Source organism: Rhizobacter sp. P3_C12, assembly GCF_056402735.1.
Genome location: NZ_JBFUGW010000136.1, coordinates 1 through 17,674, shown reverse-complemented (window position 1 = coordinate 17,674; position 17,674 = coordinate 1). Strand labels below are relative to the sequence as shown.

The 17,674-nt window shown below is 68.7% G+C and carries 15 protein-coding genes; 5 read left to right on the top strand and 10 right to left on the bottom strand.

Annotated elements, in window-relative coordinates; all coding sequences use genetic code 11:
• The first annotated feature begins 159 nt into the window (after positions 1-159).
• Positions 160-720 carry a carboxymuconolactone decarboxylase family protein gene (locus AC1DXV_RS20120; protein ID WP_477870134.1) on the top strand — a complete coding sequence of 187 codons (561 nt, stop codon included), beginning with the start codon at positions 160-162 and terminating at the stop codon, positions 718-720.
• A 6-nt stretch (positions 721-726) separates the two neighbouring features.
• Here the strand turns inward: AC1DXV_RS20120 and AC1DXV_RS20115 are convergent, their stop codons facing one another.
• On the bottom strand, positions 727-1,683 hold the full coding sequence (locus AC1DXV_RS20115; RefSeq protein ID WP_477870132.1) for a LysR family transcriptional regulator: 957 nt from the start codon (positions 1,681-1,683) through the stop codon (positions 727-729).
• Positions 1,684-1,849: 166 nt separating this feature from the next.
• Between AC1DXV_RS20115 and AC1DXV_RS20110 the strand changes: the two genes are divergently transcribed.
• Positions 1,850-2,797 (top strand): aspartyl protease family protein, encoded by a 948-nt coding sequence (locus AC1DXV_RS20110; RefSeq protein ID WP_477870130.1) that lies wholly within the window; start codon positions 1,850-1,852, stop codon positions 2,795-2,797.
• Here the strand turns inward: AC1DXV_RS20110 and AC1DXV_RS20105 are convergent.
• The 9 genes from AC1DXV_RS20105 to dnaA all read right to left on the bottom strand — a co-directional run bounded on the left by AC1DXV_RS20105 (position 2,781) and on the right by dnaA (position 16,167).
• Positions 2,781-4,949 (bottom strand): hybrid sensor histidine kinase/response regulator, encoded by a 2,169-nt coding sequence (locus AC1DXV_RS20105; RefSeq protein ID WP_477935183.1) that lies wholly within the window; start codon positions 4,947-4,949, stop codon positions 2,781-2,783. The two genes, AC1DXV_RS20110 and AC1DXV_RS20105, sit on opposite strands and share 17 nt — an antisense overlap.
• Positions 4,950-5,092: 143 nt before the next feature.
• Entirely contained in the window at positions 5,093-5,635 is a 543-nt protein-coding gene (locus AC1DXV_RS20100) for a DUF2894 domain-containing protein (protein WP_477935181.1), read from the bottom strand.
• Positions 5,628-6,278, bottom strand: a complete 651-nt coding sequence (locus tag AC1DXV_RS20095; RefSeq protein WP_477824919.1) for an OmpA family protein — start codon at positions 6,276-6,278, stop codon at positions 5,628-5,630. Before AC1DXV_RS20095 ends, AC1DXV_RS20100 begins: the two co-directional genes overlap by 8 nt.
• Positions 6,275-8,101 carry a coiled-coil domain-containing protein gene (locus tag AC1DXV_RS20090; RefSeq protein ID WP_477935179.1) on the bottom strand — a complete coding sequence of 609 codons (1,827 nt, stop codon included), beginning with the start codon at positions 8,099-8,101 and terminating at the stop codon, positions 6,275-6,277. Before AC1DXV_RS20090 ends, AC1DXV_RS20095 begins: the two co-directional genes overlap by 4 nt.
• A complete protein-coding gene (locus AC1DXV_RS20085; RefSeq protein ID WP_477865880.1) occupies positions 8,098-8,772 on the bottom strand; it encodes a DUF3348 domain-containing protein in 675 nt (224 codons plus the stop codon). Before AC1DXV_RS20085 ends, AC1DXV_RS20090 begins: the two co-directional genes overlap by 4 nt.
• 101 nt (positions 8,773-8,873) lie before the next feature.
• Positions 8,874-10,670: a DUF4124 domain-containing protein gene (locus AC1DXV_RS20080; protein WP_477865881.1), complete on the bottom strand. Its 1,797-nt coding sequence runs from the start codon at positions 10,668-10,670 to the stop codon at positions 8,874-8,876.
• A 109-nt stretch (positions 10,671-10,779) separates the two neighbouring features.
• Positions 10,780-13,296, bottom strand: coding sequence for a DNA topoisomerase (ATP-hydrolyzing) subunit B (gene gyrB, locus AC1DXV_RS20075; protein WP_477865882.1), 2,517 nt, complete (start codon positions 13,294-13,296; stop codon positions 10,780-10,782).
• A 54-nt stretch (positions 13,297-13,350) separates the two neighbouring features.
• The gene (gene dnaN, locus AC1DXV_RS20070) at positions 13,351-14,472 is read right to left on the bottom strand and encodes a DNA polymerase III subunit beta (RefSeq protein ID WP_047592655.1); all 1,122 of its coding nucleotides are present in this window, start codon (positions 14,470-14,472) and stop codon (positions 13,351-13,353) included.
• Between the two features lie 243 nt (positions 14,473-14,715).
• Positions 14,716-16,167: a chromosomal replication initiator protein DnaA gene (gene dnaA / locus AC1DXV_RS20065; RefSeq protein WP_477935177.1), complete on the bottom strand. Its 1,452-nt coding sequence runs from the start codon at positions 16,165-16,167 to the stop codon at positions 14,716-14,718.
• Between the two features lie 284 nt (positions 16,168-16,451).
• Between dnaA and rpmH the strand changes: the two genes are divergently transcribed.
• Genes rpmH through yidD form a run of 3 tightly spaced genes read left to right on the top strand, consistent with a single transcriptional unit; the run spans position 16,452 to position 17,531 of the window.
• Complete coding sequence (gene rpmH / locus AC1DXV_RS20060) at positions 16,452-16,586, top strand: 50S ribosomal protein L34 (protein ID WP_047486751.1); 135 nt, start codon at positions 16,452-16,454, stop codon at positions 16,584-16,586.
• On the top strand, positions 16,528-17,169 hold the full coding sequence (locus tag AC1DXV_RS20055) for a ribonuclease P protein component (protein WP_477935175.1): 642 nt from the start codon (positions 16,528-16,530) through the stop codon (positions 17,167-17,169). The genes rpmH and AC1DXV_RS20055 overlap by 59 nt, the downstream gene beginning before the upstream one ends.
• A gap of 2 nt (positions 17,170-17,171) precedes the next feature.
• Positions 17,172-17,531 (top strand): membrane protein insertion efficiency factor YidD, encoded by a 360-nt coding sequence (gene yidD / locus AC1DXV_RS20050; RefSeq protein WP_477865885.1) that lies wholly within the window; start codon positions 17,172-17,174, stop codon positions 17,529-17,531.
• The last annotated feature ends 143 nt before the right edge of the window (positions 17,532-17,674 follow it).

Sequence of the window (17,674 nt, the reverse complement as noted above, 5' to 3'; positions counted from 1 at the left end):
CGGCCAGCTGGTCGGGCCGCTGACGGTGCCGGCCGGCCCGTTGTCATCGGTCATCATCGGGCCCAGCCTCGCGGCCGCCGCGGCGCTGCTGGCCAGCGCGGCCGTGCTGCTGCGGCCGCGCGCACGCCCCCTTCCCGTCCACTCCTGAAGCGAGCATCCATGCGACTTCCACCCCTGCCCGACCATGCCATGACCCCGGCCCAGCGCGCCGCCGCCGATGAACTGATCGCCGGGCCGCGCAAGGCCGTGAAGGGGCCCTTCATCGCGCTGCTGCGCAGCCCCGAGCTGCTTGCCCACGTGCAGAAGCTGGGCGCCTTCCTGCGCTTCGGCACCTCGCTGCCGGCGCGCGTCAGCGAGTTCGCGACGCTGCTGGTGGCCCGCCACTGGCGGCAGCAGTTCGAATGGAAGGTGCACGTCGCGCTCGCGCTGCAGGCCGGCACGGCGCAGGCCACGATCGACGCGCTGCGCGACGGCCGGCGCCCCGACACGATGGATGCCGACGAGACGCTGGTGCACGACTTCTGCACCGAGCTGCTGGCACAGCACGGCGTCAGCGAAGCGACCTGGGCGCGCAGCGTGGCGCGCTTCGGCGAGGCCGGTGCCGTCGAGCTGACCGGCCTGGTCGGCTACTTCGCGATGGTCTCGATGGTGCTGAACGTGGCGCACATCCCGGCCGAGCCGGGGGGCGACATCGCGGCACTGCCGGTGCTGCCGCCCTGAACCGGCTCAGCACAGCGGCGGCCGCTCGAACATCGCGAGCCAGGGCGACGGCAGCCCGCTGTCGAGGTGGCTCGGCAAGCCGTCGAACTCGCGCTGGAACAGCGCCACCACCCAATCGCTGAAGGCCCGCAGCTTGGCCATCGGGTGGGGCCGGCGCGCCTCCAGCAGCGTGAGCGGCAGGCCGCCGGCACTCCAGTCGGCCAGCACCTGCACCAGCCGGCCGTGCGCGAGGTGGTCGATGACGGCGCGGGTGCACGGCAGCTGCACCAGGCCCAGCCCGGCGACGCCGGCGGCGATGTAGGTGTCGGCATCGTTGCAGGCCACGCGGTGCGCGCCGTGCAGCTGCTGGTGCTCGCCGCCGCGGTGGAAGTCGAACGGGAACAGGTGGCCGTCGCGCGGCGAGTAGAAGTTGACGAAGCGGTGCTGCGCGAGATCGTCGAGCGCATGCGGCGTGCCGTGGACATCGAGGTAGGCCGGCGCGGCACAGGTGACGACCGGCAGGCGGCCGAGCGGGCGCACCACCAGCCGCTCGTCGTGCACCTCGCCGCCGCGCACCACGAAGTCGTAGCCCTCGGCCAGCAGGTCGACCGGGCGATCGGAGCTGCCGAGCTCGACGACCACCTCGGGATAGCGGCGGAAGAAATCCGGCAGCGCCGGCGCGACGACCTGGCGCCCGAACGCCGCCGGCACGTCGACGCGCAGCCGGCCGCACGGCGCGCCGGCCGGGTCGTGCAGCGCGTCCTCGAGCTCGCGCATCTGCCCGAGCAGCGCGAGGGCGCGCTGGTGGACCAGCGCGCCTTCGTCGGTCAGGCTGAGGCGCCGCGTCGTGCGGTGGAGCAGGCGCACGCCGAGGTGCGCCTCCAGCGCCTGGATCACGACGCTCACGCGCGCCTTCGGCATCCGCAGCGCGAGGCCGGCACGCGAGAAGCTGCCCAGCTCCACCACGCGGGTGAAGACCTCCATGCCGTGGAMTCGATCGATCAAGGGAAAGAAGAAATGGTGCGCACGATCGCGCGACTCTAGAGGCTGCGACACCGGCAACCCCCGCTACCATCACGCGAACAGATGGCCCGGCAGCACGACAGATGGCGCGCATGCCGGCCACACCAGCACCGGGAGGATTCGACAGATGACCGCCAGCATTCGCCGCGCCACCGCCGTGGCGCTCTTCGCCATGGGCCTGGCCGCCCCAGGCGCCGCCGGTGCGGCCTGCCGCTTCACGAAGGTCGGCACGCTGGCCGTCGACGTGTCGGCGTCAGGACTGCAGATGGAGGGCTCGCTCAACGGTCAGCCGATGCAGGTGTCCGTCGACATCGGCAGCTCGGCCACGCACGTCAACCGCGCGACCGCGGAACGCGCGAAGCTGGCGCTGCAGCACACGCAGTTCGTGCTGTACGGGACATCGGGCGAGACCCGCGCCTACCGCGCGCTCGCCGACGACATCAGCTTCGGCCCGCTGCGCTGGCAGCGCGCCGGCATCGGCGTGGCCTGGGACGATGCGGGCGCGGTCGACCAGCCAGCGGTGCTGGCCGCCGATTACCTGCTGCAGACCGACCTGGAGATGGTGCTGGCGGAGCGGCAGCTGCGCTTCTTCCGCCCCGACGGTTGCGGCGATGCCTTCCTGGCCTACTGGGACGCACAGGCCGTCGAGCTGTCGATGGGCGAGCGCAGCCCGCAGGACCGCCGTGTCGTGATCGAGGTGCTGCTCAACGGCAAGCCGGTGCGCGCCAGGTTCTCGTCGTCGGCGCCGATCAGCGTGATCGACCAGGCCGCCGCGCTGCGGGCCGGGCTGGTCGTGCCGGAAGGCGCCGGACGGAGCTGGCCGGGCCGCTTCGACAGCATCGACATCGGCGGCGAATCGATCCGCAACACGCAGGTGCTGGTCAGCGACCGCTGGGCGCGCTACCGCAGCAAGCACTCCAGCTGGGACGATGCCGAACGCGTCGCCGGGCAGCCCGAGATGATCCTCGGGCTGGATTTCCTGAAGGCGCACCGCGTGCTGTTCGCGCCCAGCCAGGGCCGCGTCTACCTGAACCACCTCGGCGGGCCGGTGTTCTCGGTCATCGAGCCGCCCTGACCTCCCGGCTGCCGCAATGCCGCAGCACCACCCGCACCAGCTCGTCCGCATCGATCGGCTTGGTCACGCGGTCGACCATGCCGGAGGCGATGCAGTGCGCGTGCTCCTCGGGCAGCGCATGCGCCGTCTGGCCGATGATCGGCAGCTGCGGGTACAGCGCATGGATGCGCCGCGCGGTCTCGTAGCCGTCGATGCCGGGCATCATCACGTCGAGCAGCACCACGTCGTAGCGCACGCCCGGCGTCGAGACCCGCGCCACCGCCAGGTGCCCGTCGCCGACGATGTCGGCCTGCGCGCCCTCGCTCTCGAGCAGGCTCTGGATCACGATCTGGTTGACGATGTTGTCCTCGGCCACCAGCACCTGCAGGCCGGCCAGCCGCTCGCGCACCGGCTCGCCCACCTCGCCCCGCTCGGCCACCGCCTCGCGCCCGGCCGTCGGCGGGCCGGCCGGCATCGCGCCCGCCAGCGGCAGGCGCACGCAGAACACCGAGCCCTCGCCCGAGCGGCTCGACACCCGGATCGATCCCTTCATCAGCTCGACCAGCCGCTTGCTGATCGCGAGACCCAGCCCGGTGCCGCCGTAGCGCCGCGTCGTCGACGGATCCGCCTGCTCGAACGACACGAACAACCGCCCCACCTGCTCGGCCGACATGCCGACGCCGCTGTCGCTGACCTCGACCAGCAGCTCGCCATGGTCCACCTGCAGGCTCAGCGACACCTCGCCCGCATCGGTGAACTTCACCGCGTTCGACAGCAGGTTCAGCAGCACCTGCCCGAGCCGCAGGCCGTCGACCCGCATTTGCGCGGGCACGCGGTCGTCGACCAGCAGGTGCAGCCCGACGCCCTTGTCGGCGGCCGCCTGGCGCACCAGGTCGAGCGCGCGCTGCGCGATCGGCCGCAGCGGCGTCAGCGATTCGTCGAGCAGCAGCTTGCCGGCCTCGATCTTCGACATGTCGAGCACGTCGTTCAGGATGCCTTGCAGCAGCTTGCCGGATTCGAGGATGCGCCCGAAGCGGCTGCGCACCTCGGGCGATGAGGTGAGGTCGCGGTACCCGATCTGCGCGAAGCCGAGCACGCCGTTCAGCGGCGTGCGGATCTCGTGGCTCATGTTCGCGAGGAACATCGACTTGGAGCGGCTGGCCGCTTCGGCCCGCTCGCGCGCCGCCTCGAGTTCGCGGAGCACCGCCGCCCGGTGCCGCGCGGCCCGGTACTGCGTGCCCAGCAGCGCGGCGATGCCCGCCACCAGGCACAGCCAGAAGACCACGGCGATGGTCAGCTCGCGCTGCCACGGGGCCATCAGCTCGCCCTGCTCGAGCCCGATCAGCACGTAGGCCGGGTAGCGCCCGAGCTGCCGGTACATCACGGTGCGCATCTGCCCGTCGATCGTGCTGCGGGTCTCGAAGCCACCCACCGCCTGCGCGCTCGCCACGGCCTGCTGCGTCTCCGGCGAGGCCAGGCGCACCGGCTTCTCGTCGGCCACGAGCGGCACCTCCGGCAGGCGCAGCAGCACCTCGCGGTCGGTGTTGAAGACGGTGATCACGCCGCGCTCGCCGACCCGCAGCGAGCGCATGATGCCGCCCAGCTCATCGAGGTCCATGTTGAGGTAGACGACGCCGGCCAGCGCGCCGCTGCTGTCGCGCAGCTGCCGTGCGATCGGCAGCACCCAGCGCGACGTGATGCGCGACTTGAGCGGCAGCCCGAGCACCAGGCCCGGCGCATTGACGGCCTGCTTGAAGAAGTGCCGCTGCGCGACGCTGAGCGCCCGCTGCGCGTCGGCACCGGCACCGAACTTCACGAGGCCGTCCGCGTCGGCCGCGCGCAACGCCGGTGCTTCGGGCAGGCGCTGCTGCAGGCCGATCAGCACCTCGGTGAACTGATCGGCGCGCACCGGGCCCTGGCCGCTCAAGCGGCGGAACTCCTGCGCCGCCGACTGCAGCACCAGGTCGGCCGCCTGCAGGCGCGTGAAGAGGTAGCGCTCCAGGTTCAGCGTGAGGTTCTGCAGGTTGTCGGCCGCGGCGGCCTGGTAGCGCTGGTGGCTGGTCCACAGCGAGAACGCGAGGAAGCCCGCCACCACGGCCAGCGCCAGTGCGGCACCGACGGCCAGGCGCCGAAACGGCTGTCGCCAGTCCTGTGCGGTCGGCTCGTCGCTCACGTCGGCTCCCTGCGTCGTCGCGTGCCCTCGCGGCATGCGCTCGTTGCTGTGAGAAGGTTATAGCGCTGCCGCGCAACGGGCGACAACCGCAGTTCCACCCACGCCGGCATCGACAAGCTTGGGGATGCGCCTTCCGGCACGCATCACCCCTTGCCCTGTTGCAGGCTCAGCAAGGCATCGACATGGGCCACGAATCGGTCGAAGTAGCCCGGCGACAGGTCGCGCATCAGCGTCAGCGAGCGGTGCACGAGGTGATGCGAATTCAGCGGGCCGGCGTTATCCGGCAAGGCAGCCTGCGACTGCGCGAGGCGTTGATCGGCACTCAGCCGCGACCAGGTGCGGCGGAAGAAAGGCAGGGTGTCCAGTTCGGCGGTTGCGGCAGGGGCTTGCGCCGTCGGCGGGATCGGCACCTGCCGCGCCAGGCCGGCCACCAGATCGGCCAACGCGCTGCGCGGCGCCGGGCCGGCCTCGGCGGGTGGCTGGGTGGGCTCACCCTGCGACGCCGCTTGGTCCAGCGCCTGGCCACACGCCGAGAGCAGCACGGCGAGCCGCTCGTCGAGCACGCGCCGCGCTGCGCCCTCGTGGTTCGCCGCCCGGCGGGCCAGCGACTCGATGAGGCGGAAGCGCACCGGATCGACCTGCGGCGCTCCGCGCTCGCGCAGCGCCTCGATCGCTGCGTCAACCATGCGACGGTGCCGACGCGGCGCGCGAAGGCCGGGGGGTGGGTGCCATCTCGACGCGCCGGTTGCGCGAGCGGCCGTCGGCATCGGCGTTCGACGCCACCGGCTGCTCCGCGCCGAAGGCCGCCGCGAAGACCGATGCCGACGGCACGCCCTCCTCGATCAGCGTGCGCGTCACCGTCAGCGCGCGCTGGGCCGACAGCTCCCAGTTGTCGGCGAACTGCCGGTTGCCGCCGCGCACCTGGCGGTCGTCGGTGAAGCCGCTGATCATCAGCACCTCGTCGCGCGAGCGCAGGTAGGCGGCGAGCGGCGCGGCCAGGCTCGTCAGCAGCTGCCGGCCTTCGGGCTGCAGGTCGGCCGAATTGAAGGCGAACAGCACGCTGCCGCTGATGCCGATGCGGCCGTGGTCCAGCGTCACCCGGCCCGCGGCGAGCGGTGCGGCCAGCGCGCGCTCCAACGCCTGGCGCCGCTGCTCCTCGAGCTGGTGCTGCTTCACCTCGTTCTCGAGCCGGCTCGCCAGCTCCAGCTGCGCGCCGATCGCGCACAGCAGGATCAGCACGAAGGCGCCGAGCAGGCCGGCCATCAGATCGCCGAAGACGGCCCACACCGGCGTCGTCGATTCCAGGCCCGCGTCGATCTCGTCCATCAGCGCACCGCCGCCGTGGCCGGGGGCGCCGGGGCCACGGGGGCCGCCTTGCCGGAGAGCCGCTGCAGGTCCTCGATGATCTGCTTCTGCGACAGCAGGCTCAGGTCGATGACCTCGCGCGCCTGCGCCACGTAGTAGGCGAGCTGCTCATCGCTGCGCGCCAGCGACTTGCCGAGCGCGCTGTCAATGCGCTGCAGCTGGTTCACCAGCTTGTCGTTCGATTGGCCGAACAGCTCGACCGCCAGGCCGAACGCATCGCCGAGACTCGCGACCTCGACCGCGCTGCCGGTGACCTGCGCGGCCACCGCGGCGAGCTTGTCGGTCTGCGCATCGACCTGTTCGCCGAAGCGGGTGCCGACGCGATCGAGCAGCGCCGCCGACGAGCCGACCAGCGCATCGATCGCGCCGCGCTGCTCGGTGGCGGCCTGCTGCACGGTGTCGAGCAGCGAGCCGAGCGTGCCGAGGATGCGGGCGCGCTCGTCGAGCAGCGTGTTGTCGCGCGCCACGCTGTCGGACAGCTTCTGGCGCAGCTCGACGATCACCTCGGCCGCGGCACGCGGGGCTTCGGAGGCGGCCTGCAGCAAGCGCGCGATCTCGGCGGTGGTCGCCTTGGCTTGCGATTCGGCCTGGGCCGTGATGTCGCGGGCGCTGCGCTCCATCGTCTCGCAGACCTGCTGCTGCTGCGCAAGGCTGCGCGATCCGGCCTGCTGCCATTCGTGCCGCAGCGAAGCGGCCATCGATTCGAGGCTGTCCGCCATCGCGGCCAGGCGTTCCTGTTCTTGCAATGCCGACGCCGATTGCAGATCGGCATGCGATTGCGCCACCGTTCCCAGCAGCGCCGTCGACCGTTGCTCGAAGGCCTGCGCAAAGCCATCGAGCGAGGATTGCCAGGTGCTGGCGAGCGTCGCGTGCAGCGAGGCGGTCTCGCGCGCGACACCGGCCATCGTCGCCTCGACGGCCGGGCCGATCGTGGCGCCGGCCAGGCGGGCGCTCTCGGCCAGGCTCTCCTTCAGCGTGCGATCGACCGACGCGGCGAGCGCGGTGAAGGCCGCCTCGGCCGTGCCGTGGAAGCGCTCCTGGCTGGCCAGCAGGCGGGCGTTCGTCGCCTCGGCTTGCCTCTCCATCGCCTGCATCACCGCGTGCAGGCCCTCGACCAGCGCGGGCATCTGCTCGACCTGGCGCTGCATCAGCTTCAGCGATTCCTCGCGCTGGTGCACCCCCGAGAAGGGGCGCAGCGTGGTGGCGATCTTCGCGTCGAGCGCCTGCAGCGCCTGCACGCGCTCGCGGCGGGCCAGCGCCGACAGCAGGCCGAGTGCGGCCGAGGTGGCGACACCGGCGATCGAGGTGCCGAACGCGACGCCCAGGCCCTGCACCGGTGCCACCAGCGAGGCGCGGACAGCTTGCAGGTCGGTCGACGCATCGAGTGCCATGCCGGTGCCGCGCAGCGTGAACACCATGCCGACGAAGGTACCGAGCATGCCCAGCAGGACCAGCAGGCCGGCGAGGTAGGGCGCGAGGGCCGGGCCGGGGAAGCCGGCGGGCTCGCCTTCGATGCGGCGGCGCACGGCGTTCTGCAGCGACGCGGGCACGCTGTCGAGCCAGGGGCGCAGCGCGGGCAGCGGATCGGCGATGCCGGCGACGGCACGGGCCAGCGCGGTGGTGGCCTGCCGGAAGCGGTGCAGTTCGAGCGCGCCCATCAGGTAGAAGGCCGCGATGAGCGCGGTGATGGCGAGCGCCAGCGGGTGGGAGCCGAGGTAGCCGGCACCGACCCAGCCGAGGGCGGCCAGGCCGGTGGCGAACACGGCGTGAGGGAGGAATCTGGTCATGGTTGGTCAGGTGATGACCCGCGAAGGGCATCGAGCAGCCCTTCGACCGGTTGCATTCGGAGGTCCAGTTCGGCGAGGAGCACCTCGCGCATGTCCTGGCAGAAGGTGGTGCGCCAGCGCTCGGGCTGGTCTTCAGGTGCCGCGCCGCGCACGCGCTCGAAGTGCTGTTCGAGCCAGGCCGGCACCGTGGACAGCAGCGTGCGTTCGCGGGCGCCGATGACTTTCTCCATCACGGCATCGACGCCGGCCAGCCGCGCCAGCGCGGGCGAGGCGGCCGACAGCGAGGCGCGCAGCTTGCGGCGCAGCGGGGCGATGTGGGCGTCCATCGCCTGCTGCCAGCCGAGGTAGCGCTGGCGGTGCGGCGGGAAATCGTCGGTGGTCGGGTCCGGCACGGCGAGCTTGGTGACGGCGTCGCGCACGCGACGGCACTCGCGGTCGGCGGCGGTGGCTGCCGTGCGATGGGAAGACGCCTCGGCGGATGCGTCCTGCGGGCCGTCGAGCGCCGACGACAACGAGATCGCGTCGGTCCAGTCGAACCAGCGGCACAGCCCGTCGGAGAAGCTGTCCTTCAGGGCCGGGACGTGGGTATCGCCAAGCGTCGCCAGCAGGCGGATCAGGCCGGAGCCGGAAAGAGGGGTGCGGCGCGGGGAGAGCGCCAAGCTGCCAGTCAAGGTGCGAACGGAAAAACGTCGGATTTTACGGGGTGGCGGAGGCCGGGTCTGGGGGGTTGACACCGGGTTCGCGGAGGGGCCCACAGGGCTCCTCCCTCATCTCATTTGTCCACGGCGGCGCGCTTGTAGGTCAGCTGCGCCTGCCCTGTCTTCTCGTCGTACGTCCAGATCATCGACGCGTCGCCCTCGCGCACGTACACCAGCGCAAGCTGCGAACCGCGTGGCGCAAGCGTGAGCGACGGCATGCGGGCGTTCCCGCCGTCATAGAGGGTTCCGAACCCGAGCAGTTGCGCCTTCAAGGCCTTGCTGCCGAGCGGCTCGCCTTTTGCCGAGATGAACAACAGCTCGCCGTTCGAGGTCCAGCCCGCATAGCGCCTGGCTTGCGTGTCATAGCTCAATGACGTGATGTCGACGTTGTTGAGCGAGCGGTATTCCAGCCACCGGCCGCGCTTGGCGTCATACCGATAGAGGAAACCTTCTCCCCCCAGCGTGACGACCGTGACGATGTCCAGGTCCGAGTCATAGGCCACCGCAGTCGCCCAGGAGAACGCGGGAAACTGCGAAGGAAGCGGCAAGAGGGCTTTCCACCCCGATTGGGTGTCCGCCATGTGCAGCCCGGCGTCGCTCAGCGTATAGACCTGGCGCCCGGATCCCGACACGGCAATCTTGTTGTCAGCCAACAGGTTCTGTCCACGTTGGGGTCCTTTTGAAGTCCCGTCGTTGCGAAAGCTCACCTTGCGGAGGTCACGGGTGAGCAGCTCGAACGCGAAGAAGGAAGTCGGCGACGTCGGCGCCACACCTTGCAAGCTGAGATCGGCACGAACGGGGTCCAACGTGTTGATCTCATCGATCGAAGACACCTGGTACCGCCCGCGCAAGACATCGACCTTCGTCACGCCGAACCATGCATTCAGCTGCTGCAACATCTGCCGAAAGTTGATGTTGTCGGTTTCGTAGGCGTAGGGCAGCTCGGCGACGTGGACCGGAACGGGACGGTCCGCAATGACGCCGCTGCCCCCTCTCAATGACGCAAGCACGATTCCCGTGATCGTCGTGCCCGCCGACGGCTCGATGCGCCACAGGATCTTTTCATAGCTGCTCAGTACCAGCAGCACACGCTTGCCCGGCCGGTTCAGCAGCACCCGCGTGACGCCTGCCGATGGCTCGTAGCCCGAGACCACGATCAGCTCGGCATCGGCTGCCAACGTGCGCGGCGGCGCCTGTTGCAGCAGGGGAAGCTGACGATCGTTCACCGGCGACGCGGGCGCCCCGAGCGCAAGGGTGTCGACATGCTGCGTCGCGCCCGGGCGCGCGAGCGGTTGCTTGCCGTCAAGGAGCTCACCCTGGTTCGAGATCGACAGCACAGCGCCATTGGAGGTGCGGGCCTCGTAGCGCTTGCCTTGTGCGTCGTAGGCCAGCGACTTGACATCGATGCCCCTCATCGATCGGTAGTCGAGCCAGCGCCTTTGCCTGACGTCATAGCGGTAGAGGTACCCCTCTCCACCCATCGTGACCACCGAGACGATATCGAGGTCGGTGTCGTGAGCCACCCCCGTCGGCCACGAGAACGACGGGAAGCTGGTCGGCAGCGGGACGGAAGATGTCTTGCCCGAGTCCTTGCTCGTCACCATCAGGGAGTCGACTCCCGGAGTGTAGGTGTCGCGCGTCGCGCCGGACGGCATGCCTGGGGCGGCGGCGGTCGGACTCCGCGGCGTTCGCGCCTCCCCCAATGGCAACGCGCGACTCCGGCTCTCGCCCTCACAGGCCGTCGAGCGGTACTCGACACGGCCATTCGAATCGACACACCGATTGACCTGCGCATGAACCGCGGGACACGCCAGGCACACGAGTGCAGCCAGTGCGGTGACACGCCGCACGCGGCGGGCTGAGTTGACCAAGATGAATCCTCCCTCACCGTGTGAATCTATCGACGGCCGACTGCAGATGGCCGCCTCTCCGCGGCGTCCAAAAGCTACCCCGGGCCTACGCCGACAAGGGTGGTTTCGCTCACACGTCGATATTCGCCGCCCTCAACGCATTCGTCTCGATGAACTCCCGCCGCGGCTCCACCTCGTCGCCCATCAGCATCGTGAACACCCGATCGGCCTCGATCGCGTCGTCGATCTGCACGCGCAGCAGGCGCCGCACGGTCGGGTCCATCGTGGTCTCCCACAGCTGCGCCGGGTTCATCTCGCCCAGCCCCTTGTAGCGCTGGCGGCCCACCGCCGACTCCGCCTGCTGGATCAGCCAGGCCATCGCCTGGCGGAAGTCGCCGACCTTGGCTTCCTTCTGCTTCTCGCCCTCGCCGCGCTTGACCACCGCCTCATTGCTCACCAGCCCCTTGAAGGTCTGGCCTGCCGTCGACAAGGCCTCGTAGTCGGCGCCGTGCACGAAGTCGGCGCTGATCACGCTGCTCTTGCGGTTGCCGTGGTGCATGCGGCTGATGCGCAGGATGTGCTTGTCGGTGCGGGCATCGAACTCGGCCGTCACCTCGGCATCGTGCAGCGCGCCCTTCAGCGCCGCCGCCGACACCTCGGCCGCCTCCAGCGTGTCCAGGTCGAGCGCCAGGCCGTTGGCCATCGCGCGCAGCGCCTCGATGTCCATCCAGTTCGACAGCCGCTCCACCACGTTGTTGGCCATCACGTACTGCCGTGCCAGCGTCTCGAGCGTCTCGCCCAGCAGCACCGTGCCGCCGACACCCGTCTCGAGCTTCGCATCCTTCAGCGCCACCTTCAGCAGGTAGGCGTCCAGCTCGTGGCCGTCCTTCAGGTACTGCTCTTCCTTGCCGAGCTTCACCTTGTAGAGCGGCGGCTGCGCGATGTAGATGTGGCCGCGCTCGACGATCTCCGGCATCTGCCGGTAGAAGAAGGTCAGCAGCAGCGTGCGGATGTGCGCGCCGTCCACGTCCGCGTCGGTCATGATGATGATGCGGTGGTAGCGCAGCTTGTCCGGGTTGAACTCGTCCTTGCCGATGCTCGTGCCCAGCGCGGTGATCAGCGTCAGGATTTCATTGCTGGTCAGCAACCGCTCGAAGCGCGCCCGCTCGACGTTCAGGATCTTGCCGCGCAGCGGCAGGATCGCCTGGAACTTGCGGTCGCGGCCCTGCTTGGCCGAGCCGCCGGCCGAGTCGCCCTCCACGATGTAGATCTCGCACAGCGCCGGATCCTTCTCCTGGCAATCGGCCAGCTTGCCCGGCAGGCCCATGCCGTCGAGCACGCCCTTGCGGCGCGTCATCTCGCGCGCCTTGCGGGCCGCCTCGCGCGCACGCGCCGCCTCGACGATCTTGCCGCAGATGATCTTCGCGTCGACCGGGTTCTCCAGCAGGTAGTCGTTCAGCGCCTTGCTGACCACGTCTTCCACCGGGCCGCGCACTTCGCTGGACACCAGCTTGTCCTTGGTCTGGCTGCTGAACTTCGGCTCCGGCACCTTCACGCTCAACACGCAGCACAGGCCTTCGCGCATGTCGTCACCGGTGATCTCGACCTTGGCCTTCTTGGCCAGCTCGTTGTCCTCGATGTACTTGTTGATGACCCGCGTCATGCCGGCGCGCAGGCCGGTCAGGTGGGTGCCGCCATCGCGCTGCGGAATGTTGTTCGTGAAGCAGAGGACGTTCTCGCTGTAGCCGTCGTTCCACTGCATCGCCACCTCGGCGGTGATGTTGGTGTTCTGGTCCGACATCTTGTCGCCGGTGGCGTGGAAGATGTTCGGGTGCAGCACCTTCTTGCCGGTATTGATGAAGTCGACGAAACCCTTCACGCCGCCGATGAAGGCGAAGTTGTCTTCCTTGTTGTTGCGCTCGTCGACCAGCCGGATCTTGACGCCGTTGTTCAGGAAGCTCAACTCGCGCAGCCGCTTGCTCAGGATGTCGTAGTGGAAGTCGATGTTGTTGAAGATCTCGTCGTCCGGCAGGAAGTGCACCTCGGTGCCGCGCTTCTCGGTCTCGCCGGTGATCTTCATCGGGCTCACCTCGAAGCCGTCGCGCATCTCCAGCACACGGTCCTGCGGCACGCCCTTGCGGAACTCGATGAAGTGCGTCTTGCCGTCGCGCCGCACCGTCAGGCGCAGCCACTTCGACAGCGCGTTCACGCACGAGACGCCCACGCCGTGCAGGCCGCCCGACACCTTGTAGCTGTTCTGGTTGAACTTGCCGCCGGCGTGCAGTTCGGTCAGCGCGATCTCGGCCGCACTGCGCTTGGGCTCGTGCTTGTCGTCCATCTTGACGCCGGTCGGGATGCCGCGGCCGTTGTCGGTGACGCTGATCGCGTTGTCGCTGTGGATCGTCACGACGATGTCGTCGCAGTAGCCGGCCAGCGCCTCGTCGATCGAGTTGTCGACCACCTCGAACACCAGGTGGTGCAACCCGGTGCCGTCGGAGGTGTCGCCGATGTACATGCCCGGGCGCTTGCGCACGGCCTCCAGGCCTTCCAGGATCTGGATGCTGCCTTCGCCGTAGGCGCTCGACACAGCATCTGCAGCCGCCTTCTTGGCGGCACCGTCGTCGGGAGTGTTCAGGGAATCGGTCATCGCGGTGTTGAACTCATGGAATGCATCGGGTACGGGCGGGCGGCACGCGGATCGTCAGATCCGCATCGGCATCACCACGTACTTGAAGCCCGCCTGCTCGGGCACGGTGAACAAGGCGCTGGAGTTGGTGTCCTGCAGCTCCAGCTTGACCATCTCGACGCTCATGTTGGCCAGCGCGTCCATCAGGTAGGTGACGTTGAAGCCGATCTCGATCGCGTCGCCGTCGTAGTCGACCTCGAGTTCTTCCTTGGCCTCTTCCTGCTCGGCATTGCTCGACGCGATGCGCAGCACGCCCGGTTCGATGTTGACGCGCACGCCCTTGAACTTCTCGCTGGTCAGGATCGCGGCGCGCTGCAGGCTGGCCAGCAGCGGGGCGCGGCCGAGCGTCACGTGGTTCTTGTGGTTCTTCGGGATCACGCGGTTGTAGTCGGGGAACTTGCCCTCGACCAGTTTGGTGACGAACTCCATGCCGCTGAAGCTGAACTTGGCCTGGTTGCCGGCAAAGCGCATCTCGATCGGGCTGTTCTCTTTATCGTCCTTCTCGTCCTTCAGCAAGCGCTGCAGCTCGAGCACCGTCTTGCGCGGCAGGATCACCTCCTGCTTCGGGATCTCGACGTCGAGGTTGGCTTGCGCGAGCGCCAGGCGGTGGCCGTCGGTCGCCACCAGCGTCAGGCTCTTGCCCTCGGCGACGAACAGGATGCCGTTCAGGTAGTAGCGGATGTCGTGCACCGCCATCGCGAAGTGCACCTGGTTGATCAGCGTCTTCAGCGTCTTCTGCGGCACGCTGAACACCGGGCCGAAGTCGGCCGCTTCCTGCACCAGCGGGAAATCGTCGGCGGGCAGCGTCTGCAGCGTGAAGCGGCTCTTGCCGCCCTGCAGCGTCAGCTTGTTCTGCGCGGTGCTCAGCGTGACGATCTGGTCGGCCGGCAGCGAACGCAGGATGTCGATCAGCTTGCGCGCACCGACGGTGGTCGCGAAGTTGCTCGCGTCGCCGTCGAACTCGGCGGTGGTGCGGACCTGGATCTCCAGGTCGCTGCTGGTCAGCTCGACCTGGCTGCCGGTTTTGCGGATCAGCACGTTGGCCAGGATCGGCAAGGTGTGCCGACGTTCGACGATGCCGGACACGGCCTGCAGGGCTCCCAACACTTTTTCTTGCGCTGCCTTCAAGACAATCATGTCAACCTCTTAATTTAGTCGTCTTAGTAGAGGATCGCGTTCCTTGTGGAGAACGCCATTTTCCCCTTTTCCATCAACCGCTTACAGACCTCGAAACCCTGTGTGCAGAAGCCCCTGAACGGCGGGACTCGCGCACAACAACTTTCTGGAACCCGCCTGGCCTGTGGACATCTGCGATGTTGTTCGAGAGTTGTCCCCAGGCTTGTGCTTTGACATCCCCACGCGCTTCTGCTGCGCTCGCATTCAGCCTTTCAACGTCTGCTCCAGCACGTGCAGCTGCTGGTTCAACTCGGTGTTCTTCTGGCGCTCGCCGGCGATCTTGCGCACCGCGTGCAGCACCGTCGTGTGGTCGCGCCCGCCGAACAGCTCGCCGATCTCCGGCAGGCTCTTCTGCGTCATTTCCTTGGCAAGGTACATCGCGATCTGGCGCGGCCGGGCGATGCTGGCCGGGCGCTTCTTGCTGTACATGTCCGCCACCTTGATCTTGTAGAAGTCGGCCACGGTCTTCTGGATGTTCTCGACACCGACCTGGCGGTTCTGGATCGACAGCAGGTCCTTCAGCGCCTCGCGGGCGAGCTGGATGTTGATGTCCTTGTGCGAGAACCGCGAGTACGCGAGGATCTTGCGCAGCGCGCCTTCGAGCTCGCGCACGTTGGCGCGCACGTTCTTCGCGACGAAGAAGGCCACGTCCTCCGGCATCGCGGTGCCCTCGGCATCCGACTTGCGCATCAGGATGGCCACGCGCATCTCCAGCTCCGGCGGCTCGATCGCCACCGTCAGGCCGGCATCGAAGCGCGAGGTGAGCCGCTCGTCGATGTCCACCAGCCCCTTCGGGTAGGTGTCGCTCGTCATGATGATGTGGGCACGCTTGGCCAGCAGCGCCTCGAAGGCGTTGAAGAACTCCTCCTGCGTGCGCTCCTTGCCGGCGAAGAACTGCACGTCGTCGATCAGCAGCAGGTCGAGCGAGTGGTACTTGGCCTTCAGCTCGTCGAAGGTCTTGCGCTGGTAGTTCTTGACGACGTCGGTGATGAACTGCTCGGCGTGCAGGTAGAGCACGCGGGCGTCGGCGCGGTCGGCCAGCAGCGCATTGCCGACGGCATGCACCAGGTGGGTCTTGCCGAGGCCGACACCGCCGTAGATGAAGAGCGGGTTGTACATCTGCCCGGGCGCGCCGGCCACGTGCAGCGCCGCGGTGCGGGCCATCTGATTCGCGCGGCCGGCGACCAGCGAGCCGAAGGTCAATGCGGGGTTCAGGCGGTGGCGCGGCAAGGCCGCATTCGCGGCAGACGGGCTGCGCGGCACGGCGATGGTGGGCGCACCCAGTGTGGCGACCTCGCCGCCGCCCTGGCCGATGCCGCTCGACCGTGCCGGGCCGAGCGCGCGGGCGATCGGCACCGGGCCGTCGCTGCGGAATCCGCTGACCGGCAGCGGGTTGTCGCGCGGCGCGAGCATCAGGTCGAGCCGCACCGGCTTGCCGGCCAGCTCGCTCAGCACGGCCTCGATGCGGCCGGCGTACTGGTTGCGGATCCAGTCGAGCTTGAACCGGTTGGGCACACGCAGTGATGCCACCGCGCCGGAGATGCCTTGGTCAGTGACGTCGGCAGCGGGCAGCGGTCGGATCCAGGTGTTGAATTGTTGTTCGGGCAGTTCGGCTGCCAAACGCTCGCAGCCGCKCTGCCAGAGATCAGCGCTCATGTTGTGGAAAAGTTCTTCTCGGAGCGGCCGGATTCTACGGTGCAACCGGCCCGCCGGGCGAGGTTATCCACAGTCTTGTGCAGCCGGATGAAACCGCCGCACGGGCGCATGCCACCGTGTAAGTCTTTGACTTGGCAGGGGGTTTTTGGTGTAATAGTGGGTTTCCCGAAGGCCCGGCTCTTGTGACCTTGATGATCAAGGTGAGCAGCATGCAGGGTCGAGTCGTGTGGTGATCGCATTGAAGATCACATGACTTGGGACCCCCTTCAGCAGGACTGATCATCATGAAACGCACTTATCAAGCTTCGAAGACCCGCCGCGCCCGCACCCATGGTTTCCTCGTGCGCATGAAGACCCGCGGTGGCCGCGCCGTCATCAACGCGCGCCGCGCCAAGGGCCGCAAGCGCCTGGCCGTCTGAGGCCCGTCGCTGTAAGCGCAGCTGTAGCCACCACAGCAGCCGCAGTCAGCGCATCCACGGCGGCACCCCCCGTTTCGGCAACGGGTGCGGCATTGGATGCAGCAACGCCGGCCGTGGCGTCCAGGGCGTCACCGTGATCGGGCGAATCGTTCAATCGGTTGATTTCGAGCGCGTGCTCGCGGCGCCCACCCGGGCCCGCAGTACGCATTTCGCCGTCCATTTCCTGGCCGCCCGGCCTGCTGTCAAAGTGGCCGCTGCGCGTGCAGCTGCCCACAAGTTGTCAACAGGTGAGGCACCTGAACAGGGCAAAGCTGTGGATGACTTGCCTGAAGGCGCCTGCTGGCTGGGTGCGGTGGTGCCCAAGCGGCATGCCCGCCGGGCCGTCACGCGCAACCTGCTGAAGCGTCAGATCCGTCGCGTCGTGCATGCGCAGGCCGGCTTGCCGAGCGGCTTGTGGGTGATCCGGCTGCGCGGTCCGTTCGACCGCAAGCTGTTCCCGAGCGCTGCATCCGACGCGCTGCGCACCGCAGCCGGCACCGAGCTGCTGGCGGTGATGGCGCGCGCTGCCCGGACCGGAGCCTGACGATGTCGCGGCGGGTCGAGCAGTTGAAGTCCGTGCCGCAACGCCTGTTGATGACGCTGGTGCGCGGCTACCGCTTCTTCCTGAGCCCGTGGCTCGGCAGTGCGTGCCGCTTCGAGCCGACCTGCTCGGTGTATTCGCTGCAGGCGCTCGAGCGGCATGGCGCGCTCGGTGGCAGCTACCTGACGCTGCACCGGCTGGCGCGTTGCCACCCGTGGTGCAATGGCGGCCACGATCCGGTGCCCGAGAGGCTGGCCGGCCTGTTCACCCGCCTTGAGGCGCGGCGTTCCGGCCCCAACTCCGGCGCAGCTGCGGCTTCCCATCCCCCTTCTTCCCCCCTTTCCCGCGAAGAGACTCTTCCATGACCGATATGCGCCGCACCCTGCTGTGGGTGGTGTTCTCGATGTCGCTCGTCCTGCTCTGGGACGCGTGGAGCCGGCACAACGGGCAACCGTCGCTGTTCGGGCCGCAGCCGGTGACGGCGCCGGTCGCCGCAGCCGGTCCCGGC